General features: G+C 64.1%; 22 protein-coding genes. 17 read left to right on the top strand and 5 right to left on the bottom strand.

The window, feature by feature from the left end; genetic code table 11:
- Nucleotides 1-135 precede the first annotated feature (135 nt).
- On the top strand, nucleotides 136-1,977 hold the full coding sequence (locus BM416_RS28185; RefSeq protein ID WP_092490167.1) for a nitric oxide reductase activation protein NorD: 1,842 nt from the start codon (nucleotides 136-138) through the stop codon (nucleotides 1,975-1,977).
- On the opposite strand, the gene BM416_RS28190 is transcribed toward BM416_RS28185, so the two are convergent.
- Complete coding sequence (locus BM416_RS28190) at nucleotides 1,971-2,162, bottom strand: protein DnrP (RefSeq protein WP_092490168.1); 192 nt, start codon at nucleotides 2,160-2,162, stop codon at nucleotides 1,971-1,973. The genes BM416_RS28185 and BM416_RS28190 overlap by 7 nt on opposite strands.
- Nucleotides 2,159-2,842 carry a Crp/Fnr family transcriptional regulator gene (locus BM416_RS28195; RefSeq protein ID WP_092490186.1) on the bottom strand — a complete coding sequence of 228 codons (684 nt, stop codon included), beginning with the start codon at nucleotides 2,840-2,842 and terminating at the stop codon, nucleotides 2,159-2,161. The genes BM416_RS28190 and BM416_RS28195 overlap by 4 nt, the downstream gene beginning before the upstream one ends.
- 251 nt (nucleotides 2,843-3,093) lie before the next feature.
- On the opposite strand from BM416_RS28195, the gene BM416_RS28200 reads away from it, so the two are divergent.
- The 8 genes from BM416_RS28200 to BM416_RS28235 all read left to right on the top strand — a co-directional run bounded on the left by BM416_RS28200 (nucleotide 3,094) and on the right by BM416_RS28235 (nucleotide 9,809).
- Nucleotides 3,094-4,284, top strand: coding sequence for an NnrS family protein (locus tag BM416_RS28200; RefSeq protein WP_092490169.1), 1,191 nt, complete (start codon nucleotides 3,094-3,096; stop codon nucleotides 4,282-4,284).
- A 9-nt stretch (nucleotides 4,285-4,293) separates the two neighbouring features.
- Nucleotides 4,294-4,725 (top strand): hypothetical protein, encoded by a 432-nt coding sequence (locus tag BM416_RS28205; protein WP_065941885.1) that lies wholly within the window; start codon nucleotides 4,294-4,296, stop codon nucleotides 4,723-4,725.
- Between the two features lie 188 nt (nucleotides 4,726-4,913).
- Nucleotides 4,914-5,561, top strand: a complete 648-nt coding sequence (gene pdxH / locus BM416_RS28210; protein ID WP_092490170.1) for a pyridoxamine 5'-phosphate oxidase — start codon at nucleotides 4,914-4,916, stop codon at nucleotides 5,559-5,561.
- Between the two features lie 85 nt (nucleotides 5,562-5,646).
- Nucleotides 5,647-6,201, top strand: coding sequence for a molybdenum cofactor biosynthesis protein B (moaB, locus tag BM416_RS28215; protein ID WP_092490171.1), 555 nt, complete (start codon nucleotides 5,647-5,649; stop codon nucleotides 6,199-6,201).
- A complete protein-coding gene (gene glp, locus BM416_RS28220) occupies nucleotides 6,198-7,430 on the top strand; it encodes a molybdopterin molybdotransferase MoeA (protein ID WP_092490172.1) in 1,233 nt (410 codons plus the stop codon). Before moaB ends, glp begins: the two co-directional genes overlap by 4 nt.
- Nucleotides 7,431-7,439: 9 nt before the next feature.
- Nucleotides 7,440-8,435 (top strand): ubiquinone anaerobic biosynthesis protein UbiU, encoded by a 996-nt coding sequence (locus BM416_RS28225; protein WP_027607183.1) that lies wholly within the window; start codon nucleotides 7,440-7,442, stop codon nucleotides 8,433-8,435.
- Nucleotides 8,436-8,445: 10 nt separating this feature from the next.
- The gene (locus BM416_RS28230) at nucleotides 8,446-9,336 is read left to right on the top strand and encodes a U32 family peptidase (protein WP_092490173.1); all 891 of its coding nucleotides are present in this window, start codon (nucleotides 8,446-8,448) and stop codon (nucleotides 9,334-9,336) included.
- Entirely contained in the window at nucleotides 9,330-9,809 is a 480-nt protein-coding gene (locus BM416_RS28235) for a ubiquinone anaerobic biosynthesis accessory factor UbiT (RefSeq protein WP_092490174.1), read from the top strand. The genes BM416_RS28230 and BM416_RS28235 overlap by 7 nt, the downstream gene beginning before the upstream one ends.
- On the opposite strand, the gene BM416_RS28240 is transcribed toward BM416_RS28235, so the two are convergent.
- The 3 genes from BM416_RS28240 to BM416_RS28250 form a co-directional block, all read right to left on the bottom strand.
- Nucleotides 9,810-10,490: a Crp/Fnr family transcriptional regulator gene (locus BM416_RS28240; protein ID WP_092490175.1), complete on the bottom strand. Its 681-nt coding sequence runs from the start codon at nucleotides 10,488-10,490 to the stop codon at nucleotides 9,810-9,812.
- Nucleotides 10,491-10,823: 333 nt separating this feature from the next.
- Nucleotides 10,824-11,471 carry a two-component system response regulator NarL gene (gene narL / locus BM416_RS28245; RefSeq protein ID WP_092490176.1) on the bottom strand — a complete coding sequence of 216 codons (648 nt, stop codon included), beginning with the start codon at nucleotides 11,469-11,471 and terminating at the stop codon, nucleotides 10,824-10,826.
- Nucleotides 11,468-13,270, bottom strand: a complete 1,803-nt coding sequence (locus tag BM416_RS28250) for a HAMP domain-containing protein (protein WP_092490177.1) — start codon at nucleotides 13,268-13,270, stop codon at nucleotides 11,468-11,470. The genes narL and BM416_RS28250 overlap by 4 nt, the downstream gene beginning before the upstream one ends.
- A gap of 310 nt (nucleotides 13,271-13,580) precedes the next feature.
- Between BM416_RS28250 and BM416_RS28255 the strand changes: the two genes are divergently transcribed.
- The 8 genes from BM416_RS28255 to moaA are packed head-to-tail and all read left to right on the top strand — an operon-like array spanning nucleotide 13,581 to nucleotide 24,965.
- Entirely contained in the window at nucleotides 13,581-14,837 is a 1,257-nt protein-coding gene (locus BM416_RS28255) for an MFS transporter (protein ID WP_092490178.1), read from the top strand.
- A gap of 2 nt (nucleotides 14,838-14,839) precedes the next feature.
- Nucleotides 14,840-16,237, top strand: a complete 1,398-nt coding sequence (locus tag BM416_RS28260) for a NarK family nitrate/nitrite MFS transporter (RefSeq protein ID WP_092490179.1) — start codon at nucleotides 14,840-14,842, stop codon at nucleotides 16,235-16,237.
- Nucleotides 16,238-16,294: 57 nt separating this feature from the next.
- Nucleotides 16,295-20,068, top strand: a complete 3,774-nt coding sequence (locus tag BM416_RS28265; protein WP_092490180.1) for a nitrate reductase subunit alpha — start codon at nucleotides 16,295-16,297, stop codon at nucleotides 20,066-20,068.
- 1 nt (nucleotide 20,069) lies between these two features.
- Nucleotides 20,070-21,608, top strand: coding sequence for a nitrate reductase subunit beta (narH, locus tag BM416_RS28270; protein ID WP_027607174.1), 1,539 nt, complete (start codon nucleotides 20,070-20,072; stop codon nucleotides 21,606-21,608).
- Nucleotides 21,609-21,611: 3 nt separating this feature from the next.
- Entirely contained in the window at nucleotides 21,612-22,367 is a 756-nt protein-coding gene (narJ, locus tag BM416_RS28275; protein WP_027607173.1) for a nitrate reductase molybdenum cofactor assembly chaperone, read from the top strand.
- Nucleotides 22,360-23,040 (top strand): respiratory nitrate reductase subunit gamma, encoded by a 681-nt coding sequence (narI, locus tag BM416_RS28280; protein WP_027607172.1) that lies wholly within the window; start codon nucleotides 22,360-22,362, stop codon nucleotides 23,038-23,040. Before narJ ends, narI begins: the two co-directional genes overlap by 8 nt.
- A gap of 10 nt (nucleotides 23,041-23,050) precedes the next feature.
- A complete protein-coding gene (locus BM416_RS28285) occupies nucleotides 23,051-23,977 on the top strand; it encodes a peptidylprolyl isomerase (RefSeq protein ID WP_092490181.1) in 927 nt (308 codons plus the stop codon).
- Between the two features lies 1 nt (nucleotide 23,978).
- The gene (moaA, locus tag BM416_RS28290) at nucleotides 23,979-24,965 is read left to right on the top strand and encodes a GTP 3',8-cyclase MoaA (protein WP_092490182.1); all 987 of its coding nucleotides are present in this window, start codon (nucleotides 23,979-23,981) and stop codon (nucleotides 24,963-24,965) included.
- Nucleotides 24,966-25,319: the final 354 nt, after the last annotated feature.

The raw sequence follows: 25,319 nt of genomic DNA on the forward strand, positions 1-25,319 counted from the left end.
TGGTGAACGGGCTCGCTGTGGTGAGCCGGCTTGCTGTGGTGAGCGGGCTTGCCCCGCGCTGGGCTGCGCAGCAGCCCCCTCCCACATTTGCACCGCAGTGTACCCGTCGAATACCCACTAGTTGGAGCCCCTCCCATGGCCTTCACCCTTGAGCTGGAAGAATGGGTCGGCAGTGCCTGGCACCGCTTTATCACCCGCCGCGCCAGCGTCGATTTTCCGCACGCGCGGGTCGAGCTGGTCGACCGCCAGCGCAGCCTCGCCGTATTGTTTCGCGCCCTGGGCGGTGCCAGCGGGATCGCCCTCGAAGCCGCCAGCGAACGCGACCTGCTGCTGCGCCGCAACCTGTTGATGCGCATCGCCGGCACCTGCAAGCATGCACCCCTGGCCTCCTGCGATGGTAACCGTCTGCGCCTGCCGTCGAGCCTGGCGGTGTACCCCACGGTCGCGTTGAACCGGGAGCTGTACCGCTGGCTGGCGCTGCTGGCCGCCCATGCAGGCCCCATGAACCATTGGGCCCGGGACAACCAGCGCTGGACCTGGCTGCTGCTGCAACGCTACCCGGCGCTGCTGCCCAGCTACCAGCGCCTGGTGGACGCCCATATCCCGCTGCGCCCCGACCCCGCCAGCCTGAGCCCCGCTGAAGCCGCCCTTGAAAAAGCCTTGCGCAAGGCCCTGCGCGAGCCCGGCAGCGTGCGCCATTTACCCCGCAGCGAACGCGCCGCCTGGCCGTTGCCCTTATGGCTGTACCCGCCGTTGCACCTGGACACGCCCCAGGCCCTCGATCTTGAAGACGACACCGACGACCTCGCCACCCCGTCCGGGGAGCAGCAGGGCGCGCCCAAACGCGCCAGCCGTGTGGATGATCACAGCCGTGATGGCGGCCTGCTGGTGGTACGCCTGGAAAACCTGTTCAGCTGGAGCGAGCACGTCGACCTCGATCGCTGGGCCGACGACAGTGAGGACCCGGACGCCGCCCGCGTCGCCGAAGACCTCGACCAGTTGAGCCTGTCGCGCCAGCGCGTGCGCAAGAGTGGCGGCTTGAAGCTGCACCTCGACCTGCCGCCCGCCGATGTGGATGACATCCCCCTCGGCGAGGGCATCAAGCTGCCCGAGTGGGACTACCGCCAACAATGCCTTCGACCCGGTTTCGTCAATCTGCAACGGATGCAGCCACGTGCCGATGCACCGCAACCGTTACCGGCCCGATTACTCGGCCCGGCCCAGCGCCTGCGCCGTCAATTCCAGCAGCTGCGCACCGACCGCCAATGGCTGCGCCGGCAACCCCAGGGCGCGGAGCTGGACCTGCAAGCCTGGGTGGATTTCCAGGTGCAACGCCAACATGGCGCCTGCACCGAACGCGGCTTGTACCAGGAGCAACGTCACACCCGACGCGACCTGGCATGCCTGCTGCTGGCGGACCTGTCGATGTCCACCGACGCGCATTTGAACGACGAGCAAAAGGTCATCGACGTGATCCGCGACAGCCTGTTGCTGTTCGGCGAAAGCCTGGCCGGGCTGGGGGATGCGTTTGCGTTGTATGGCTTCTCGTCCCTGCGCCGCCATCAGGTACGCCTGCACCAGCTCAAGACCTTCGAGCAAGTCTATGACGACCGCACGCGCGGCTGCATCCAGGCCCTCAAGCCGGGGTACTACACACGCATGGGCGCCGCGATTCGCCAGGCCACCCAGTTGCTGGGCGCGTGCAAACAGCGGCGCAAGTTGTTATTGCTACTGACCGATGGCAAACCCAATGACCTGGATCTGTATGAGGGCCGCTACGGGGTCGAAGACACCCGCCAGGCGGTGGCCGAGGCGCGGCGCCAGGGCCTGATTCCGTTCTGCATCACCATCGACAAACAGGCCGGGGACTACTTGCCCTACATGTTCGGTGCCCATGGCTACACCCTGATCCGCCGGCCGGAGCAGTTGCCGCTGCGCTTGCCCCAGTTGTATCGGCAACTGACCGAGGGTCAGTAGAAGTCGCGCGGCAACCAGAAGAACATCGCGATGCAAAACAGCGTCAGGCCCAGGCAGAACCACTGGAAACGCCGCAAGCGAAGGGCCTGTACGCCGGCGTCCGAGGCGGGCAGGGCCATGCCGCAATCCGTGCACTGCTGGTGCTTGTCGGCATTGCGCTGCTGGCAATACAGGCAGGTTTTCACTCGAATTGCTCCAGGCGCAGCCGGTCCAGAATGGCGATCTGGCGTCCGTCCTGGGTGATGATCTTTTCATCGATCAGGCGCCGGATAATCCGCGAAAAGGTCTCCGGCTGGATCGACAGATGCCCGGCAATCAACTGCTTGGCCATCGGCAGTTCGAAGGTGGCGCCGGTGCTGTGCAGGCGCATCAGTTGGGTCAGCAGGTAGCGCACCACGCGGAGGGTGGCGTTTTTCAGCGACAGGGTCTCGATCTCGTTGACCCGCTGGTGCAGGCGCACGCACAACGTGCCGAGCAGGGCGAAGGTCAGGCGGCTGTTGCTGTGCAGCAGGCGCATGTAGGTGGCGTTGGACAAACGGTACAACTGGGTGGGGCACACCGCTTCGGCGCAGGCCACGTAGTTGGGGGTGTCCATCAGCATCATGGCCTCGGCGAAGGTCTGGCGCTCGCCGATCACTTCGAAGACCTTCTCCTGGCCGTCGGGGGTCAAACGGTAGATCTTCACCGCACCGGCAATCACGAAGTAAAACGCATCGGCCGATTCGCCCTGGCGGAACAGCGGCTCGCCTTTGTCGATGCTGAGCAACTGGCTGTTGCCCATCAGCTCGTCGAGTTCTTCGTCGTTCAGCGGTTCGAACAGGTGATGGCTGCGCAGGATCTGGTGGTGCACGCGATGCAGCACCATGCCAGGTTCCTTGAACAGCAGCGGGGCGTTCACACCAGCACCAGCGAGAGCCCGCTGGCGGCGGCCAGCATGGAGCCGAGGATCACAAACCAGGCGAGGGGGACATAGGCGTTTTTCATCATGGCTCCGGGGTGCGGTGTGGATATAGGCGCGAGGGTAATCCCTTGGCCCCGATAGCGACTTGATCTACGACAAGGGCAACACGCAGGTATCGGCGCAAGATTGCCGCAGTCCTGAAGGGAGACCGTGTCATGCAAGTGCTCGATCGGCGCAAGGCCATGTCGATTACCCCGTTGTTTCGCCTGGCCTTCCGGCCATTCTTTCTCGGCGCCTGTGTATTGGCAGCGCTGGCAATCCCCCTGTGGCTGCTGGCCCTGGGCGGGCACCTCGGCACCTGGCAACCCGCTGGCGGCTGGCTGGCCTGGCATCGCCATGAGCTGCTGTTCGGCTTCGGCCTGGCGATCATCGCCGGGTTCCTGCTCACGGCAGTGCAGACCTGGACCGGTCGCCCAGGCATCAGCGGCAATGCCCTGGCGCTGCTTGCCGGCGTGTGGCTGGCGGCGCGCCTGGGTTGGTTGTTCAACCTGCACTGGCCGCTGCTGGCGGTGCTGGAGCTGACCTTTCCCCTGGCCGTGGCCGGCGTGATGGGCTGGACCCTCTGGCAGGTAAGACAGAAGCGTAATTACCCGATTGTGCTGGTGCTGGCGCTGCTGACCGTGGCTGATGCGCTGTCGCTGTATGGCTTGCTGCGCAATGACCCAGGCCTGCAACGCCAGGCGGTGCTCACAGGCCTGTGGCTGGTGGCGGCGATGATGGGCTTGATCGGCGGACGGGTGATTCCGTTTTTCACCCAGCGCGGTTTGGGTCGGGTCGAAGCGGTCAAACCCTGGGTGTGGCTAGACCTTATGTTGCTTGGCGGCTCGCTGCTGATCGCCGTGCTGTATGCCGCAGGGCCCGCGTTGGGCGCCAACCTGTGGATCGGCCTGCTGTTCGCCGCCCTCGGGCTGGGGCACCTGGTGCGCCTGGTCCGCTGGCATGATCGCGGCCTCTGGCGCGTGCCGTTGCTGTGGTCATTGCACCTGGCGTATGCCTGGCTGGCCGTGGCCTGCCTGGGCATGGCGCTGTGGCACTTCGGCGCGCCGCTCAATCCCAGCCTGGCCGTGCATGCATTGACCATCGGCGCCATGGCCGGGCTGATCCTGGGCATGATCGCCCGCGTCAGCCTGGGCCACACCGGCCGCCCGTTGCAGCCGCCGGTCGGGATGACCCTGGCCTTTGGGCTGCTGAACCTGGCGTGTGTGTGCCGGGTGGTGCTGGTCCTGCTGTTGCCGATGGCCGCGTTGTGGCTGGCGGGTGTGTGCTGGACCCTCGGGCTCGGCCTGTACCTGTGGCGGTATGGCCCGATGCTGTGGCAGGCACGGGTCGATGGGCATCCGGGCTAGGAGGACGTCATGCTCTATTCCACCTTGTTGATCGTGCATCTGCTGGCAGCGATTGCGTTTATCGGCACGCTGTTTTTCGAAGTGGTGATCTGGCACAGCGCCCGTGAGGAACTGGCCTGGTCGGCGCAGTTCACCTCCGACCACGCCATTGCACGGCGTTCGCGCCAGGTACTGCACGGCGTGGTGGTGTTGCTGTACGGCGCCGGCATCGGCCTGGCCTGGCACTATCGCGGGCTGTTGGCGGTGCCCTGGGCCAGCCACTTCGCCGCGCTGCTGAGCCTGAAAATCCTGCTGGCCCTGAGCATCATCGGCCATTACCTGTGGCTGGCGTACCTGCTGAGTCACCAGCGCTTGAGCCCCCGGCGTGCGACGTGGATTCGTCGCAGCATCCTGGTGCATATGGTCGTGATCGTGATTCTGGCCAAGTTGATGTTGCGCTGATCAGGCGGCCGGATTGAGCACCCTGATAAACAACACGTCGTCAGCAACAGCAACGCGATCCGTTGTGTAGCCCCCCACACCTCAAGCAATCACATGCGGCGTCATGCCACGGGCGAATGTTGATCGCGGTCAAGGGATAAATGCGCGGAGGTTCCCACACTGTGGCGAACTTTCTGGAGGACTGCGCCATGCCACTGTCTCTTGCGCAATTGCGCCGCAACTACACCCTTTATGGCCTGCGTGATGACTTGGTGCAGGACGATCCCTTGGTGCTGTTCGGCCAGTGGCTGGATCAGGCGCGTAAAACCGAGGTGCCGCCGGCCGAGGCCAATAGCATGGCCTTGGCTACGGTCGATCATGACGGGCATGCCCACTGTCGCATCCTGCTGCTCAAGGGTTTCAGTGCCGAGGGCTTTTTCTTTTTCGGCCATTACCAGAGTGCCAAGGGCCAGGAGTTGGCGAGCAATCCCCATGCGGCCATGACGTTTTTCTGGCCGGGGTTGGAGCGTCAGGTGCGTATCGAAGGCCCGGTGGTTCGAGCGGATGCGCAGTTGTCGGACGATTATTTCGATGCGCGCCCGGCCGCCAGTCAGTTGGGCGCCTGGGCGTCGCCGCAAAGCCAGCCCCTTAGCCATCGCAGCGAGTTGGAAAGCCGCCTGCGTGACGTCACCGAGCGTTTCGCCGGGCAGCAACCGCCACGGCCCGAGCATTGGGGCGGTTACCGCCTGCAGCCGCAGCGCATCGAGTTCTGGCAGGGCCGGCCCGACCGTCTGCATGACCGTCTCGACTACCGCCTGCACGCGGGCATTTGGCAGCGCACGCGCCTGGCCCCCTGAACGAGATACCTCCTTGGAGGAATAGGCCCTGCGCCCGTTGCGGCGCAGGCTGACGGCAACTTTCTTGACGCCTGGAGCCTTGATCATGGCCCATTTGAAACAACGCAATTTCGTGCCCCTGAACATCGCCGTGCTGACCATCAGTGACACCCGTACCCTCGACACCGACACCTCCGGCCAGACCCTGGTGGACCGCCTCGAAAGTGCCGGGCATGTGCTTATCGACCGTGGCCTGGTGATCGACGACATCTACCAGATTCGTGCGCAAGTCTCCCTATGGATCGCCGATCCCGAGGTGCAAGTGGTGCTGATGACCGGCGGTACCGGTTTCACCGCCCGCGACAACACGCCCCAGGCGGTGTTGCCGTTGCTGGACAAACATGTCGAAGGCTTCGGTGAGCTGTTCCGCCAGGTGTCCCTGGCCGAAATCGGCACTTCCACCTTGCAGTCCCGCGCCCTGGCCGGCATCAGCAACGGCGTGCTGGTGTGCTGCATGCCGGGCTCGCCGGGCGCATGCCGCACCGGCTGGGACCAGATCCTGGCGGAACAGTTGGACAGCCGCACCGGCCCGTGCAATTTCGTGCCGCACCTCAAGCCCCAGCCTGAGCAAATCCTGCAAGCCTGCGAGTCGCGTTCATGAGTGTCTCGGTGTGTGACAGCGGCCACCTGATGCCGGTGGACGAGGCCATTGCCACGCTGCTGGCCCAGGCGCCGCCACCGCCGAGCAGCCAGGTGATTGGTCTGGAGCAGGCGCTGGGGCGGGTGGTCGCCGAAGAGCTGTTCTCGCCCCTGGATTTGCCCGGTTTCGACAACAGCGCCATGGACGGCTACGCCCTGCGCGCCGAGGACGTGCCGGCCGAAGGCGGCTACCTGATGCTCGCCGGGCGCATTGCGGCGGGGCAGCACAGCAAGGTGAGGGTGCAGGCCGGGCAGGCCGTGCGCATTTTTACCGGTGCGCCGCTACCGCCTGGCGCTGACACGGTGGTGGCACAGGAGCGTTGCCGCCTGTACGGCCAGCGCATCTGGTGCCCGCCGGTACGTCTCGGCGAGCACGTGCGCAAGCAGGGTGAAGAGCTGCAGCGCGGGCAGACCCTGATCGCCGTCGGCAAACGCCTGCGCGCCCAGGACATCGGCTTGCTCGCCTCGGCCGGCATACCTCGGTTGAAAGTCTATCGCCCGTTGCGGGTGTGCCTGCTCAGCAGCGGCAACGAGCTGCGTGATCCGGGCGAGGCGCTGGTGCCGGGGCAAATCTACAACAGCAACCGCTATGCCCTGGCCGCGTTGTTGCGTGGCTGGGGCGTGGACGTGCACGACTACGGGGTGATGGCCGACGAGTTGGCCGCCAGCCGCGATGCGCTGGCCCTGGCCTCGTCCGAGTGCGACCTGTTGCTGACCTCGGCGGGGGTGTCGGTGGGGGAGGAGGACCATCTCAAGCAGGCCATCGAAGAACTCGGTCGCGTGGACTTCTGGCGCCTGGCGATCCAGCCCGGCAAGCCCCTGGCGTTTGGCGAAGTGGCGGGCAAGCCGTGGCTGGGCCTGCCCGGTAACCCGTCGGCGGCGCTGATCACCGCGCTGGTGGTGGTGCGTCCGTTCCTGCTGCGCGCCCAAGGGGTGGAACGGGTGCTGCCGGTGCCGATCCAGGTGCCGGCCGCATTCGAATGGCTCACGCCCAACAAGCGCCGCCAGTACCTGCGTGCACGCCTGAGCCCTGGCGAGGACGGGCAATTGCGCGCCGTGCTGCATCCCCAGCAAAGCTCGGCGATGCTGACCGCCGCGTGTTGGGCCGATGGCCTGGTGATCGTCGAGTGTGAGCACCAGGTGCTCAAGGATGAACCGGTGTCGTTTGTGTCTTTCGCTGAATTTCTCTGAGGAGCCCCCATGCAACTGGTCTGCCCGGCAGGCAACCTGCCTGCGCTTAAAGCCGCTGTGCGCCAAGGCGCCGATGCGGTGTATGTCGGTTTTCGCGATGACACCAATGCCCGGCATTTCGCCGGGTTGAACATGGACGACAAACAGTTCGACGGTGCCGTCGCCTTTATTCGCCAGCACCAGCGCAAGCTGTACGTGGCGGTCAACACCTACCCGCAACCGAAGATCTGGGCGCGTTGGCAACGCGCCGTCGACCGCGCGGCGGACCACGGCGTGGACGCCCTGATCGCCGCCGACCCCGGCGTGCTCGACTACGCCAGCCGCCAGCATCCGCACATGGCCTTGCACCTCTCGGTACAGGGCTCTGCCACCCACGCGGCGGCGCTGAAGTTCTATGCCGAACGCTACGGCATTCGCCGCGCGGTATTGCCCCGTGTGCTGTCCCTGGCCCAGGTCAAGCAGGTGGCTGCGAGCAGCCCGGTGCCCATCGAAGTGTTCGGTTTTGGCAGCCTGTGCATCATGGCCGAGGGGCGTTGCCACCTGTCTTCCTATATCACCGGCGAGTCGCCGAACCTGTGCGGCGTGTGCTCGCCGGCCAAGGCGGTGCGCTGGAGCGAAGATGCCGAGGGTTTGAGCGCGCGCCTGAGCGACGTGCTGATCGACCGCTATACCGCCGACGAACCCGCCGGCTACCCGACCCTGTGTAAGGGCCGCTTCCTGGTCGGCGGCAAACGCTTCCATGCCCTCGAAGAACCCACCAGCCTCGACACCCTCGACCTGCTGCCGGAACTCAGCGCCATCGGCGTCGAAGCGGTCAAGATCGAAGGCCGGCAACGCAGCCCGGCGTATGTGGAACAAGTCACCCGGGTCTGGCGCGCCGCGCTCGACGCCCACCGCAGCGCACCGGCCAGCTTTGTGGTCAAGGACCAATGGCGCCAGGTGCTGGCCGGGTTATCCGAAGGCAGCCAGACCACACTCGGCGCCTACCATCGTGCATGGCAGTGAGGAGACACAGATGAAACTCAGCCTGGGACCGGTGCTGTTTTATTGGGATAAGGAACACCTGGGGCGCTTCTACTCGGACATGGCCGGCTTGCCCCTGGACGTGATTTACCTGGGCGAAACCGTGTGCGCCAAGCGCCGCGCGTTTTCCCTGGACCGTTGGTTGGGCCTGGGCCGGGAACTGCAAACCTGCAGCCCGGCGCAGATCGTGTTGTCGAGCCTGACCTTGATCGAAGCCGCCTCCGAACTCTCGAGCCTGCGCCGCCTGTGCGACAACGGCGAGTGGCTGGTGGAGGCCAACGACATGGGCGCGGTGCAGATGCTGATCGAGCGCAAACTGCCCTTTGTCGGCGGCCCGGCGCTCAACCTCTACAACGGTCACGCCCTGGTGCAACTGCTCGACGCCGGCATGCAGCGCTGGGTGCCGCCGGTGGAGTGCTCCCAGGGCCTGATCGCCGACGTGCTGGAACAGGTGCGCGAATTGGGCCGGCCGTTGCCCGAAGTGGAGATCTTCGCCTACGGCCATTTGCCCCTGGCCTACTCGGCGCGTTGCTTCACCGCCCGCGCGGAAAACCGCCCGAAGGACGATTGCCAGTTCTGCTGCATCAACTACCCCGATGGCATGCCACTGACCAGCCAGGAAGGGCAGGCGTTGTTCACCTTGAACGGCATCCAGACCATGTCGGCCGACGTTACCAACCTGCTGGCCGATTACCCCGGCCTGGTGTCCAGCGGTGCCGACCTGTTGCGCCTGAGCCCCCGGGCCGAGGGCATGGTCGAGGTGGTGCGTGCCTACGACCAGGTACGCCAGGGCGCTACGCCGCCGCTGTATGTCGAAGGCTGCAACGGCTACTGGCATGGCCAGGCGGGCATGTTGCGGGTTGAGGAGGTGGGCCTGTGCTGAGTCGTAAACCATGGCTGCTCAAGGGGGCCGACCGGTTGTTGCCATTGATTCGCCGTGTGCCGTTTGGCGTACAGCGCCTGGTCTTGCAGCAGGCCCTCAACCGCTGCCTGGCCGAACCCCTGCGCGACGGCGGGTTTGACCTGCTGCGCGGGCGTTGGCTGTGTTTGCGTATTCCTGACCTGGGGTTGTGCTGGTACCTGACCCTGGGGCGGGATGGGTTGCGGATTGCGCAAAAGGCTGAGGCGCAGGTGAGCATCAGTGGTAATTGGCGGGATTTTCTGTTGCTGGCCAGCCGCCAGGAAGATCCTGATACGTTGTTCTTTCGCCGCCGGTTGGTGATCGAGGGGGATACGGAATTGGGGCTGGGGTTGAAGAATCTGATCGACAGTTTGGACCCGGATGTGTTGCCGCCCTGGTTGTGGCGGAATCTGGAGCGGGCGGGGCGGGCGTCAGCGGTCCACAGCGGGCACTGATCAGCCGGCCTGATAGCCCATCAACTGTTCTTCGCAGAGGATTCGAATGGTGCGCCGCTGCACCTCGATCAACCCGCCTTCCACCAGCCGGTGCAGGATCCTTGAAAAGGTCTCCGGCTGGATCCCCAGCTTCGACGCCACCAGGCGCTTGGGCACTTGCAGCACCACCTCGCCACTCAACGCATCGCGCTCCTGGAACAGGAAGTTGATCACCCGGCGGCTGGCGTTGGCCAGGGTCAGGGTGTCGATGTCCTTGAGACGCTGATGCAGGTGGATGCTCATGCTGGCCAGGATCGCCAGGCAAATTTTCGGCTGGTCTTCCAGGGCCCGGCGGTAGTGCTGGCCTTCGATGCTGACCAGCACGCTGTCTTTGAGCGCGGTGGCGCTCACCGGATAGGCCTTGGCCTGGGTGAACAGCAGCGCTTCGGCAAAGGTCTGGCCGGGCTGGATGACTTCCACCAGGTGTTCCTGGCCTTCGCCCGTGACCCGATGCAACTTGATCTGGCCGCTGACCAGCAGGAAGAAACGCTCGGCCGCGTCGCCCTGGTGCATCAACGGCACATGGCCGGGCAGGCGCTTGAGGTTGGCCAGGGTGCAGACGTCCTGGAAGGTTTTTTCCGGGAGCTGGCTGAACAGGTGATGGCGACGCAGGGTGAGCACGATGTGGGGATGGGTGAGCATGGTTGGGCCTCCGCAATGGGGTAGCGTAGGGGGCTTGGCGCGGGGTTGATATGCCTCTGTGGGGGTACCTCTTGCGGGGTTTGTGTGAAAAATGTGGGAGGGGGCTTGCCCCCGATGAGCATGAGTATCTACACAACTTTTCAGCCCCTGACAAATCTCCCTGTGGTGAGCGGGCTTGTCCCGCGCTGGGCTGCGTAGCAGCCCCAAAACCAGTGTCTACAGAGTGTCTGATACACCGCATTCTTCTGGACTGGGGCTGCTACGCAGCCCAGCGCGGGACAAGCCCGCTCACCACAACAGCCCTATCTGCCGCGCGTTCAGCCTCAAACAGCCTCACCCCGCCTGCCGCAAATGCTCCATCGCCCAGACCGCCGCCTCCACCCGCGACCGCAACCCCAGCTTATGCAGCAGATTCTTCACATGCACCTTCACCGTGCCCTCGGTAATCCCCAGTTTGTGCCCGATCACCTTGTTGCTGTGCCCACTGGCAATCGTCCTCAGCACCTGGCGCTCGCGCTCGGTCAATTCCACTGCCGCATGGGGCTGCGGCGAGCGCAGGGCCTGGGCCAGTACGCGGGTCAGGCCGGGGCTGATGACCAATGCGCCATGCAACGCGTCACGGATGTACTGGATCAACAACTCCGGCTCCATGTCCTTGAGCAGATAGCCATTGGCATCCAGGCGCAGCGCATCGCGGATGTCGTCCTCGGCGTCGGACACGGTAAACAGCAGCACCTTGCCGGCATAGTTTATGGCCCGCAGGCGGCGCAGGGTTTCCAGGCCGTTCATGTGCGGCATGTTGTTGTCCAGCAGGACCAGGTCCGGTTGCAGCCCGTCGATCTGGTCCAGGGCTTCCTGGCCGTTGCCGGCTTCGCCGACCACTTGCAGGTCATCTTCCAGTTCAAGCATCTGGCGCATGCCGTGGCGCATCATCGGGTGATCGTCGACCAGCAGGATACGGTGGCGGGTGAGGGTGTTCATGAGGCGGTGCCTTGTAGGGAGTGGCCGAGAAATTCCGGTTGGAAACGCAATTGCACGCAGGTGCCCTGGGGCTCGCGGGGGCTGATGTCGAGGCGGCCATGCAGGCTGCGGGCGCGCTCGTCCATGATGGTCAGGCCGTGGTGTTCGCGGGTGTCGACCTCACCGCAGAAGCCCCGGCCGTCGTCCTCGATGCTCAGGCTCACGGTCTCGCCTTCCTGGCGCAGTTGCAGCCAGGCGTTTTGCGCATGGGCATGGCGCAGGCAATTGGACAGGGCCTCGCGGGTGACCTGCAACAAGTGGATCTGTTCGCTGGCCGACAGTTGGAAGGCCAGGGCGTCCACATGCAGGTGCACCTGGAACTCGCCACGCCGCGAGAATTCCTCGGCGGTGTCCTGCAGCTCCTGCACCAGCCCGGCATCGTGGATTTGCAGGCGGAAGGTGGTGAGCAATTCGCGCAGTTGGCGGTAGGCGTTGTTCAGGCCGTCGCGCAGTTCGGCGGTGACGGTGGCCAGGGTTTCCACCGGTTCGCCGCGGCGGATCAGGGTTTGCATGCGGCTGACCTGCAGCTTCATGTAGGACAGCGCCTGGGCCAGGGAATCGTGCAGTTCCCGGGCGATGATGGTGCGTTCGTCGAGCAGCAGCAGACGATGGTCCTGTTCGCGCTGGCGCTTGAGCGACAGCGAGGTGCCGATCAGGTTGGCCAGGGCCTGGATCAACTGTTTCTCCCAGTCCTGGGGCGCATGGCCGTCGAGGAAGTGCGCCTTGAGTTCGCCCAGTTCCGAGCCCTGGTTGCTGATGCTGAATACCTGGGGGAGTGCCACTTTCTGTTTTTGGCACGTTGCGCAATCACCGATGGCGCAGACGTTGCGGCTATCCCCTCCATTCAGGGAGAGCATCTGCTGGGCCGGCGCCAGGAAGTGCCCTTGCAGGCACAGCGACAGGCGCAGCCCCGGCAGGCGTTTTTGGAAGCGCCGGATCAGTTCATCCAGGCCCTCGGCGTTCGCCAGGCGCGTGGCCAGGCTGCGGCTGCTCTGGTAGAGCAGTTCGAGGGCGGCGTTGGCTTGTTGCAGGTTGAGGGTTTTCTGCCGCACCTGGCTCTCCAGGGTGCGGTGGGAGTGTTCAATGGTTTCGGCCATGGTGTTGAAGCTCAGGGCGAGTTGCCCCAACTCGTCTTCGGAGCGGTGGTTGACCCGAGTCTTGAAGTCGCCGTCACGAAAGCGCCGCGTCGCGTGCACCAGTTCTTCCAGCGGGTTGACCACCCCGTACTGCAATTCGTACAGGCCGATCAGCAGGATGATCAGCGTGCTGAACAGTGCCAGGCCCTGGATGCCTTGCTGCCAGCCCTGTTTCTGTTCGCTGTGTTGTTGCAGGAGGCTGACGAATTGGTTCAGTTGCTCGACGAACCCCGGTGCGCTGGCCTGGAACAGCATCGCGTCGCCGCGTGCCAGGGCCGGACGCAGGTCATCGTTCCAGCGCTGCTGGATCTGTTGGTAGCTCTGCAGCAGGGCGCTGCGCGGGCCGTCTTCGAGCACCGCCTTGAGCGATTGGCTGTCGAGGCGCCCTTGCAGGCTGTGGGTGATGGCGTCGATCTCGTCGGCAGGCGCGCCGGCCGCCAGTTTCCAGCTCAGGTGGTAGGTCTCCATGCGCACCGAGCCGGCGGTGTTGATGGCGGCGGCATCGCCCTGGCTGAACCAGGCGATCAAGCCGGCGCTCAAGGAACTGGCGAGGGCGAGGATGGCGATCAGGATCACCGCCAGCCCGGCGCGAGCGGGCAGGGAGCTGCGCAGCCAGTTAAACATGGCGGCGTGATCGAAGGGGGTTGAGAGCCTGCATGGCGGCACCTGCAAAGGGAAAAGGGCTGAAAAACCGCAATCCCTGGCGCACTACCTCTAAAGAGTTGCCGGCAAACCCTCCCACGGGAAAACGCCGGCACAAGAGACCAATCCATTGATAAATAAAGACTTTCTCTTGTTGTTAGGACTACCTCCTTAGAGGTATGTGGGGCCAGCATAGCCCCATACCCCCCAGGCGGACGTTGACCTGGGTCAAGTTCCACGGGGGTGTCGCCCCTAACCTGCGCCCATGGAATCACTTTCTGGAGCGCATACCGTGACTCAACCCCGTATGAGACAAGGCCTGGTGCTGGGCATGAGCACACTCGCCTTCACCGTCTGCTTTATGGTGTGGATGATGTTCGCCGTGTTGGGCGTACCCATCAAAGAGCTGTTGCAACTCAACGAAACCCAGTTCGGCCTGCTGGCCGCCACGCCGGTGTTGACCGGTTCCCTGGTGCGCCTGCCCCTGGGCCTGCTGACTGACCGCTTCGGTGGGCGCATCGTGTTCTTCCTGTTGATGCTCGCCTGTGTGCTGCCGCTGTACCTGATCACCTACGCCACCGCCTATTGGCAGTTCCTGGTGCTGGGCCTGTTCGTCGGCCTGGCCGGCGGTTCGTTTTCGGTGGGCATCGCCTACGTGGCCAAGTGGTTCGACAAAGACAACCAGGGCTTTGCCATGGGCGTGTTCGGCGCCGGCAACGCGGGCGCCGCCGTCACCAAGTTCCTGGCCCCGGCGCTGATCGCCCTCGGCACCTGGCACCTGGTGCCCAAGGTGTTCGGCGCGATCCTGTTTATCACCGCGCTGCTGTTCTGGTTCCTCACCAGCGAGAACAAGGCCCACCGCAGTGCCGGCGGCGCCAGCCTGCGCCAGCAGTTGCTGTGTCTGAAAGACCCGGCCGTGTGGCGCTACTGCCAGTACTACTCGATTGTGTTCGGCGGCTATGTGGCCCTGGCGCTGTGGATGACCAAGTACTACGTGCAGGAATACGGCTTCAGCCTGCAAAGCGCCGCGCTGCTGGCCGCGTGTTTCTCCCTGCCCGGCGGCGTGCTGCGTGCGGTGGGCGGCTGGATGTCCGATCGCTGGGGTGCCCAGAGCGTGACCTGGTGGGTGCTGTGGGTGAGCTGGATCTGCCTGTTCCTGCTCAGCTACCCGCAGACCCAATTGCAGGTGCAGACCGTCAACGGTCCCCTGGATTTCCATATCGGCCTCAACGCCACCCTGTTCACCGTGCTGCTGTTCGTGATGGGCATCGCCTTCGCGTTCGGCAAGGCCTCGGTGTTCAAGTACATCGCCAATGACTACCCACAGAACATGGGCGCGGTGTCCGGCATCGTCGGCCTGGCCGGTGGCCTGGGCGGCTTTGTGCTGCCGATCCTGTTTGGCGCCCTGGTGGACCTCACCGGCGTGCGCTCGTCCTGCTTCATGTTGATGTACGGCGTGGTCTGGGTGTCCCTGACCTGGATGTACTTCAGCGAAATGCGCAAGCAACCGCTGTTGGGCAAAACCGCCCAACCTCTCCAAGGAGAATGAACATGTCCATCGCGCAAAAGCCCGGCTCGGGGCCGGTGATCCACGACTGGCGCCCTGAAGACCCGGCGTTCTGGGGCGCCAGCGGCAAGAAGACCGCGACCCGCAACCTGTGGATCTCGATTCCTGCGCTGTTGCTGGCCTTCGCCGTGTGGATGGTGTGGAGCACGGTGATCGTGCGCCTGAACGCCATCGGCTTTACCTTCACCACCGACCAGTTGTTCTGGCTGGCGGCGTTGCCGGGCTTGTCCGGTGCCACTTTGCGGGTGTTCTACTCGTTCATGGTGCCGATCTTCGGCGGCCGCCGCTGGACCGCCCTGAGCACCGCGTCGCTGCTGCTGCCGTCGCTGTGGATGGGCTTTGCGGTGCAAGACCCCAACACCCCCTACAGCGTGTTTGTGCTGATCGCACTGCTGTGCGGTTTCGGTGGCGGCAACTTCGCCTCGAGCATGTCCAACATCAGCTTCTTCTACCCCAAGTCGCAGCAAGGCACGGCCCTGGGCCTGAACGCCGGCCTCGGCAACCTGGGGGTGTCGGTGATGCAGTTCTGCGTGCCGCTGGTGATCACGTTCGGCGTGTTCGGCCTGGTGGGCGGCCAACCGCAGACCTTGGCGGATGGCAGTCAACTCTGGCTGCAGAACGCCGGTTTCATCTGGGTGCCGTTTATCCTCACCGTCACCGTGGCGGCCTGGTTCGGCATGAATGACCTGTCCAGCGCCCGCGCTTCGTTCAGCGAGCAGGCGGTGATCTTCAAGCGCAAGCACAACTGGCTGATGTGCTGGTTGTACCTGGCGACTTTCGGCTCATTCATCGGCTTTTCGGCGGCGTTCCCGCTGCTGATCAAGACCTCGTTCCCCGATGTGGTGGCACTGAAATTCGCCTTCCTCGGGCCGCTGGTCGGCGCCCTGGTACGCCCACTCGGCGGCTGGCTGGCGGACAAGCTGGGCGGCGCACGGGTGACCTTGTGGAACTTCGTGCTGATGATCGTGATGGTGTTCGGCGTGCTGCACTTTTTGCCGGTGAACGGGCAGGGCGGCAACTTCTACGGCTTCCTCGGCATGTTCATGCTGCTGTTCATCACCACCGGCGTCGGCAACGGCTCCACCTTCCGCATGATTCCGGTGATCTTCCGCACCCAGCACGAGAAGGCCAGTGCCGGTAAGTCCGCCGCCGAGCGCGAGCAGGCGATCAAGGATGCCGGTAAGGAATCCGCCGCCGTGCTGGGCTTCAGCTCGGCCATGGGCGCCTTCGGTGCGTTCTTCATTCCCAAGTCCTTCGGCACGTCCATGGCCGCCACCGGCAGCCCGGCGATGGCCTTCTACATGTTTGTCGGTTTCTACCTGAGCTGCATCGTCGTGACCTGGTGGTGGTACGCCCGCAAAGGCTGCGCCACACCCTGCTGATCGACCACGAATTCGCGGGGCAACGCACCCCACGGCACGCCTGATGAGGAAAGCATCATGAGTCACTTACTGGATCAACTGCGGTTCTTCAACCGCAAGCAAAACGAATTCTCCGACGGTCACGGCGAGACCCGCAAGGAGTCCCGCGACTGGGAAAACGTCTACCGCTCGCGCTGGCAGTACGACAAGATCGTGCGCTCCACCCACGGCGTGAACTGCACCGGCTCGTGCTCGTGGAAGATCTACGTGAAGAACGGCCTGATCACCTGGGAAACCCAGCAGACCGACTACCCGCGCACCCGCAACGACCTGCCCAACCATGAGCCGCGCGGCTGCCCGCGGGGTGCCAGCTACAGCTGGTACATCTACAGCGCCAACCGCCTCAAGTACCCGAAGATCCGCAAGCCGCTGCTCAAGCTGTGGCGTGACGCGCGCCAGACCCTGTCGCCGGTCGAGGCGTGGGCGAGCATCGTCGAGGACAAGGTCAAGGCCGACTCGTACAAGAGCAAACGCGGCATGGGCGGTTTCATTCGCTCGAACTGGGAGGAGGTCAACGAGATCATCGCCGCCTCCAACGTCTACACCATCAAGCAATACGGCCCGGACCGCATCGTCGGCTTCTCGCCGATCCCGGCCATGTCGATGGTCAGCTACGCGGCGGGTTCGCGTTACCTGTCGCTGATCGGCGGCGTGTGCCTGAGCTTCTACGATTGGTACTGCGACCTGCCACCGGCCTCGCCGATGGTGTGGGGCGAGCAGACCGACGTGCCCGAATCGGCCGACTGGTACAACTCCAACTACATCATCGCCTGGGGTTCCAACGTTCCGCAGACCCGTACCCCGGACGCACACTTCTTCACCGAGGTGCGCTACAAGGGCACCAAGACCGTGGCCATCACCCCGGACTATTCGGAAGTGGCCAAGCTCACCGACCTGTGGCTCAACCCCAAGCAGGGCACCGACGCCGCGTTGGCCCAGGCTTTCAACCATGTGATCTTCAAGGAATTTCACCTGGATAAACCGAGCGCCTACTTCACCGACTACGCCAAGCGCTTTACCGACTTGCCGGTGCTGGTGATGCTCAAGCCGATGACCGGGTTCGCGCCCGGCGCCGGTTTCCAGCCCGACCGCTTCCTGCGCGCCTCGGACCTCACCGGCAACCTCGGCCAGGACAACAACCCGGAATGGAAAACCATCGCCCTCGACGAAAGCGGTGAACTGGTGTCGCCACAAGGCTCCATCGGCTACCGCTGGGGCGAGAAGGGCAAGTGGAACATCCTCGCCAAGGAGGGCGGCGATGGCCGCGCCATCGACCTCAAGCTCAGCCTGATCGGTGACGACGTCGCCGAAGTGGCCTTCCCGTATTTTGCCGGCGAAGCCCACGAGCACTTCCAGCACGTGGCCGGCGATGCCGTGCAGTTCCGCCGCGTGCCGGTGCACAGCGTGACCCTGGCCGACGGCAGCGTGGCCAAAGTGGCGACGGTATTCGACTTGTCCGCCGCCAACCTGGCCATCGACCGTGGCCTGGGCGGCCAGAACGTGGCCAGGGACTACGACGACGCCAGCGTGCCGGGCACCCCGGCGTGGCAGGAAGCGATCACCGGCGTCAGCCGCGAGAAAGCCATCCAGATCGCCCGTGAGTTCGCCGACAACGCCGACAAGACCAAGGGCCGTTCGATGATCATCGTCGGCGCGGCGATGAACCACTGGTACCACATGGACATGAACTACCGCGGGCTGATCAATATGCTCATGCTCTGCGGTTGCGTCGGCCAGACCGGCGGCGGCTGGGCCCACTACGTCGGCCAGGAAAAACTGCGCCCGCAATGCGGCTGGCTGCCCCTGGCCTTCGGCCTCGACTGGAACCGCCCGCCACGCCAGATGAACGGCACCAGCTTCTTCTACGGCCACAGCTCGCAATGGCGCCACGAGAAGATGAGCATGCACGACGTGCTCTCGCCCCTGGCCGACAAGTCGCAATTCCCGGAACACGCCCTGGACTACAACATCCGCGCCGAACGCGCCGGCTGGTTGCCGAGTGCGCCACAGCTCAACACCAACCCGCTGCACATTTGCCGTGATGCCGCTGCAGCCGGCATGACGCCGAAGGACTACGTGGTCAAATCCTGGCAGGACGGCAGCCTGCGCTTCGCCTGCGAACAGCCGGACAGTCCGGTGAACTTCCCGCGCAACATGTTTATCTGGCGCTCCAACCTGCTCGGTTCCTCGGGCAAGGGCCATGAGTACATGCTCAAGTACCTGTTGGGCACCAAGAACGGCGTGATGAACGAAGACATCGGCCACAGCACCGAATGCAAGCCCACCGAGGCCGAATGGGTCGAAGACGGCGCCATCGGCAAGCTTGACCTGGTGACCACCCTGGACTTCCGCATGTCCTCCACCTGCGTGTATTCCGACATCGTCTTGCCGACTGCCACCTGGTACGAAAAAGACGACATGAACACCTCGGACATGCACCCGTTCATTCACCCGTTGTCGGCGGCCATCGACCCGGCGTGGGAGTCGCGTTCCGACTGGGAAATCTACAAGGGCATCGCCAAGGCGTTCTCGGCCATGTCGGTCGGCCACCTGGGCGTGGAGCAAGACCTGGTCACCGTCCCGTTGATGCACGACAGCGTCGGCGAACTGGCCCAGCCGTTTGGCGGCACCGACTGGAAAAGCGCCGGTGTGGCGCCGGTTCCGGGCAAGAACGCGCCGAACATGGCGGTGGTGGAACGGGACTACCCGAACATCTACAAGCAGTTCTCGTCCCTGGGCCCGATGCTGGAAAAACTCGGCAACGGCGGCAAGGGCATCAACTGGAACACCGATGAAGAAGTCGAGTTCCTCGGCGAGCTGAACCATCACGAAAGCGCTGCGGGCATCAGCCACGGCCGGCCGAAAATCGACACGGCCATCGACGCCGCCGAAGTGATCCTGTCCCTGGCCCCGGAAACCAACGGCAAGGTCGCCTTGAAAGCCTGGGCCGCGCTGTCGGAATTCACCGGCATCGACCACAGCCACCTGGCGATCTCCAAGGCCCACGAAGCGATTCGCTTCCGCGACATCCAGGCGCAGCCGCGCAAGATCATCTCCAGCCCGACCTGGTCAGGCCTGGAAGACGAGCACGTGAGCTACAACGCCGGCTACACCAACGTGCATGAAAACATCCCATGGCGCACCATCACCGGCCGCCAGCAGTTCTACCAGGATCACCCGTGGATGCAGGCGTTCGGCGAGCAACTGATGAGCTACCGGCCACCGGTCAACACCCGCACCATCGAAGGGGTGAAGGGCAAGCGCAGCAATGGCGAGACCGAGATCGTGCTGAACTGGATCACCCCGCACCAGAAGTGGGGCATCCACAGCACCTACAGCGACAACCTGCTGATGCTCACCCTGAGCCGTGGCGGACCGATCGTGTGGCTCTCGGAAATCGACGCCAAGCGCGCCGGCATCGAAGACAACGACTGGATCGAATGCTTCAACGTCAACGGCGCATTGACCGCCCGTGCGGTGGTCAGCCAGCGCGTCAAGGAAGGCATGGTGATGATGTACCACGCCCAGGAACGCATCGTGAACGTGCCGGGTTCGGAGACCACCAAGACCCGTGGCGGCCACCACAACTCGGTGACCCGCGTGGTGCTCAAGCCGACCCACATGATCGGCGGCTATGCCCAGCAGGCCTACGGTTTCAACTACTACGGCACGGTCGGTTGCAACCGCGATGAGTTTGTCGTGGTGCGCAAGATGGCCAAGGTCGACTGGCTCGATGGCTCCAGCGGTGATGATTTGCCGCGCCCATTGCCGACTGACATCGAGGAGAACTGAGATGAAAATTCGCTCACAGATCGGCATGGTCCTCAACCTGGACAAATGCATCGGCTGCCACACCTGTTCCATCACCTGCAAAAACGTGTGGACCAGCCGTGAAGGCATGGAATACGCCTGGTTCAACAACGTCGAGTCCAAGCCCGGCATCGGCTACCCCAAGGAGTGGGAGAACCAGGACAAGTGGAAGGGCGGCTGGGTGCGCAACGCCAACGGCTCGATCAACCCCCGCATCGGCGGCAAGTTCCGCGTGTTGGCGAACATCTTCGCCAACCCCGACCTGCCGAGCCTGGACGACTACTACGAGCCGTTCGACTTCGACTATCAGCACTTGCACACCGCGCCATTGGGCGAGCACCAGCCGACCGCACGCCCGCGCTCGCTGGTGTCCGGCAAGCGCATGGAAAAGATCGAGTGGGGCCCGAACTGGGAGGAAATCCTCGGCACCGAATTCGCCAAGCGTCGCAAGGACAAGAACTTCGACCAGATCCAGGCCGACATTTATGGCGAGTACGAAAACACCTTCATGATGTACCTGCCGCGCCTGTGCGAGCACTGCCTCAACCCGGCCTGTGCGGCATCCTGCCCGAGCGGTGCGATCTACAAGCGTGAAGAAGACGGCATCGTGCTGATCGACCAGGAGAAGTGCCGGGGCTGGCGCATGTGCATCAGCGGCTGCCCGTACAAGAAAATCTACTTCAACTGGAAGAGCGGCAAGTCCGAGAAGTGCATCTTCTGCTACCCGCGTATCGAAGCCGGTATGCCGACCGTGTGCGCCGAAACCTGCGTGGGTCGGATTCGCTATCTCGGTGTGCTGCTGTATGACGCCGACCGCATCAGCGAAGTGGCCAGCACCGCCAACGAGCAGGACCTGTACGAGAAGCAACTGGAGATCTTCCTCGACCCGAATGACCCGGCGGTGATTCGCCAGGCCCTGGCCGATGGCGTGCCGCAGTCGGTGATCGACTCGGCCCAGCGTTCGCCGGTGTACAAAATGGCCGTCGACTGGAAGTTGGCACTGCCGCTGCACCCGGAATACCGCACTTTGCCGATGGTCTGGTACGTGCCGCCGCTGTCGCCGATCCAGAACGCCGCCGCGGCCGGCACCGTGGGCATGAACGGGGTGATCCCGGATGTGGACAGCCTGCGTATTCCGCTGCGCTACCTGGCGAACATGCTCACCGCCGGCGATGAAAAACCGGTCAAGCGTGCACTCAAGCGCCTGTTGGCGATGCGCGCCTACAAACGCTCACAGCAAGTCGATGGCGTACAGGACCTGCAAGTGCTCGAAGACGTCGGCCTGAGCGTTGAACAGGTGGAAGAGATGTACCGCTACCTGGCCATCGCCAACTACGAAGACCGCTTCGTGGTACCGAGTGCGCACCGTGAAGACGCCATGAGCGACGCGTTCGCCGAACGCTCCGGTTGTGGTTTCAGCTTCGGCAGCGGTTGCAGCGGCAGCTCCGACACCAACATGTTCGGCGCCAAGAAGGCCAACCGCCGCGACGTGCTGAAAACCGTCCAGATCTGGGAGGACTGAGCCATGCGCATTCTTAAAGTGATTTCGTTGCTGCTGGACTACCCCACTGAAACCTTGGTGAACGGCCGCGACGAACTGGAACAGGCGATTCTCGAATCGCGGGAAATCAGCCCCAAGCAGCGCGGTGCGTTGTTTGAGCTGCTGGAACTGATCTGCGCCAATGACCTGATGGACGGCCAGGAACACTACGGCGCGCTGTTTGGCCGGGGGCGGTCGCTGTCGCTGTTGTTGTTCGAACACGTGCACGGCGAGTCCCGCGACCGTGGCCAGGCCATGGTCGACATGATGGCCCAGTACGAAGAAGCCGGCTTCGCCATCGGCGTCAAGGAGCTGCCGGACTACATCCCGTTGTACCTGGAGTTCCTGTCCACCCGCGAAGACATCGAGGCCCGCGAGGGCCTGGCGGATGTGGCGCACCTGCTGGCCTTGCTCGCTGCGCGTCTGGACGAGCGTGAGAGCGGCTATGCCAGTTGTTTCCGTGCGCTGTTGCAGATTGCCGGCGCCGAGCCGCACCAGGCCGTGGCCGAACTGCGCGCCCAGGTCGCCGCCGAACCGCGGGACGACTCCCTCGAGGCCCTGGACAAAATCTGGGAAGAGGAAGCGGTGGACTTTATGCAGGCTGAGCAACAGGACCGCTGCAGCTCGATGCCGAGCAGTCCGGGCAAGGCCCGCGAAGAAAGCGCGGTGCCGTTGCACTGGGTGGATTTTCAGCAAGAAGGCCGGGCCGCAGCGCCAGCCGGGGAGGTGGGTAATGTCTAAGTGGAATTTGCTGGTATTCGGGGTGTATCCCTATGTGGCCCTGGCGATCTGCCTGTTGGGCAGTTGGGCGCGGTTCGACCTGTCGCAGTACACCTGGAAGGCCGGTTCCAGCCAGATGCTCAACAACCGTGGCATGCGCGTGGCGAGCAACTTTTTCCACATCGGCGTGCTGTTCGTGCTGGCCGGGCATTTTGTCGGCCTGCTGACCCCGGCGTCGGTTTACCACCATGTGATCAGCACTGAGCACAAGCAGTTGCTGGCGATGGTCTCGGGTGGCTTCTTCGGCCTGCTATGCCTGGTGGGCCTGCTGATGCTGGTCAAGCGTCGCCTGGGGGACCCGCGCGTGCGGGCGACCTCGAGCCCGTCGGACATCCTGATCCTGTTGGTGCTGCTCGCGCAGTTGCTGCTGGGCCTGCTGACCATCGTCGCCTCCACCGGGCATATGGACGGCTCGGTGATGGTGATGCTCGCCGACTGGGCGCAGAACGTGGTGCTGTTGCGGCCGGTGGAAGCGGCCGAGTCGATTGCGCCGGTGTCGCTGATCTACAAGGCCCACGTGGCGCTGGGCTTGACCCTGTTCGTGCTGTTCCCGTTTACCCGCCTGGTGCACATGGTCAGCGCGCCGATCTGGTACCTGGGGCGTCGTTATCAAATCGTGCGGCAGAAGTATTGAGGAGAACGTCATGACTACTGGATGCGGATGTGGTGGCGGTAACGGCGGCAGCGGTGGTTGCGGCTCGTCGGCCAAGGAACCGGTGATGGCCGAGGCTGTGGCCCAGGCTTCTTTCGAGGAGATCAAGGCGCCGGAATTGATCGCCAGCAGTGAACAGGAATGGCCGATCATCAGTGTGAACGGTGTGGCGGTCACGCCCGAGGCCATGGCCCTGGAGTTGCAATACCACCCGGCCGACAGCCGCGAGGAAGCGGTGTACCTAGCTGCTCGCGCGCTGGTGATCCGCGAGCTGTTGCAACAGCGGATCGCCGAGCTGGGCCTGGCGGTGGAGATCGCCGCCGGCGAGAACGAAGAAGAAGCCGCCACGCGTTTGCTGCTGGAGCGCGAGGTGACGGTGCCCGACTGCGACGAAGCCACCTGCGTGCGCTACTTCGAGAACAACCGTGGGCGCTTTCACAGCGCGCCGTTGCTGGCGGTGCGGCATATCCTGCTCGAGTGCGCGCCGGACGACGCCGAGGCACGCCACCTGGCGCACACCCAGGCCGAAGTCCTGCTGCTGAGCCTGGAAGAACAGCCCGGCCAGTTTGCCGAACTGGCGCTCAAGTACTCGGCCTGCCCGTCCAAGGCCCAGGGCGGTTCGTTGGGCCAGGTGAGCAAGGGCCAGACCGTGCCCGAGCTGGAGCGCCAGCTGTTCACCCTGGCCCCGGGCCTGGCCGCCAAGCCGCTGGAGAGCCGTTACGGCTGGCATGTGATCAGTGTCGACCAACGTATCGAAGGCCAGCCGCTGCCGTATGAAGCGGTAGCCGTTGCGATTCGCACCCAGTTGCAGCAAGGGGTGTGGCAAAAGGCATTGGTGCAGTACCTGCAAACCCTGATCGGCGCAGCGGACATCCGCGGCATCGCGCTGCAGGGCGCCGACTCACCGTTGGTGCAGTGACATGAGCCTGGTGGATGGGGTGGGCCGTTCTATCGATTACCTGCGCTTGTCGGTGACCGACCGTTGCGATTTTCGCTGTGTGTACTGCATGGCGAAAAACATGACATTCCTGCCGCGCCAGCAGGTGTTGACCCTGGAGGAACTGCAACGCCTGGCCGCGCTGTTCGTGGGGCAGGGCGTGCGCAAGATCCGCCTCACCGGGGGCGAGCCGCTGATTCGCCCGGGCATTGTCGGGCTGTGCCGCAACATCGCGGCACTGCCGGGCTTGCGTGAACTGGTGATGACCAGCAATGGCTCGCAGTTGGCGCGACTGGCGCGGCCGTTGGTGGAGGCGGGGGTCAAGCGCATGAACATCAGCCTCGACAGCCTGGATGCGCAGCGGTTTCGTGGGATCACCCGCAACGGTGATCTGCGCCAGGTGCTGGACGGTATCGAGGCCGCGCGGGATGCGGGGTTCGAGCGGATCAAGCTCAACTGCGTGGTGATGAAGGGGCGCAACTTCGACGAGGTGCCGGCGTTGGTGCGGTACGCCATCGACCAGGGTGTCGACATCAGTTTTATCGAGGAAATGCCCCTGGGGGACGTGGGGCGGTCGCGGGGCGAGACGTTCTGCTCCAGCGATGAAGTACGGGCGGTGATTGCCTGTGAGCATGGGCTGATCGATAGCACCGAGAACAGCGGCGGGCCGGCGCGGTATGTGCGGTTGGCCGGGCATCCTGGGACGCGGGTCGGGTTTATTTCGCCTAATTCGCATAATTTTTGTGGCAGTTGTAATCGGGTACGGATGACGGTGGAAGGGCAGTTGCTGTTGTGCCTGGGGCAGGAAGATGCGCTGGATTTTCGCGCGTTGTTACGGCGCTATCCGTTGGAGGATGGGCCGTTGGTCGAGGCGTTGCACAGGGGGTTGAAGGGCAAGCCGTTGCGGCATGATTTCAGTGGGGAGGGGGAGGTGCAGGTGGTGCGGTTTATGAATATGAGTGGGGGGTGAGGGGTGTGTGGGGTGGTGTGGTACTGAGTACATATCCGTTTCTTCGGTAACGGCGGCTTAGGGTTCCGCTCTTACAGCGGGTCACTTTTGGAGGGACCCAAAAGTAACCAAAAGGTCCTCGCCCCAACACTCGGCACCTCGCCTAGGCTCGGTGTGCCCTCACTCCGGCTTTGGAGCGTGGGCCGCCGCGATGGGCCATCCTTGGCCCAGCGCGGCTAACCCGGCGTCCTGCCGGGTTACCCACGCTCCAAAGCCTGCGTTTGGCCAGCGTGTTTGACGGGGCGATTTGAGATCAAGAGCCAAAGCGCGGCGGCCTTAGAGCCGACCGGAGTTGGGTCTGGTGTACTCGGTAAA

This window comes from Pseudomonas sp. NFACC42-2 (assembly GCF_900116055.1).
Classification (GTDB): domain Bacteria; phylum Pseudomonadota; class Gammaproteobacteria; order Pseudomonadales; family Pseudomonadaceae; genus Aquipseudomonas; species Aquipseudomonas marginalis.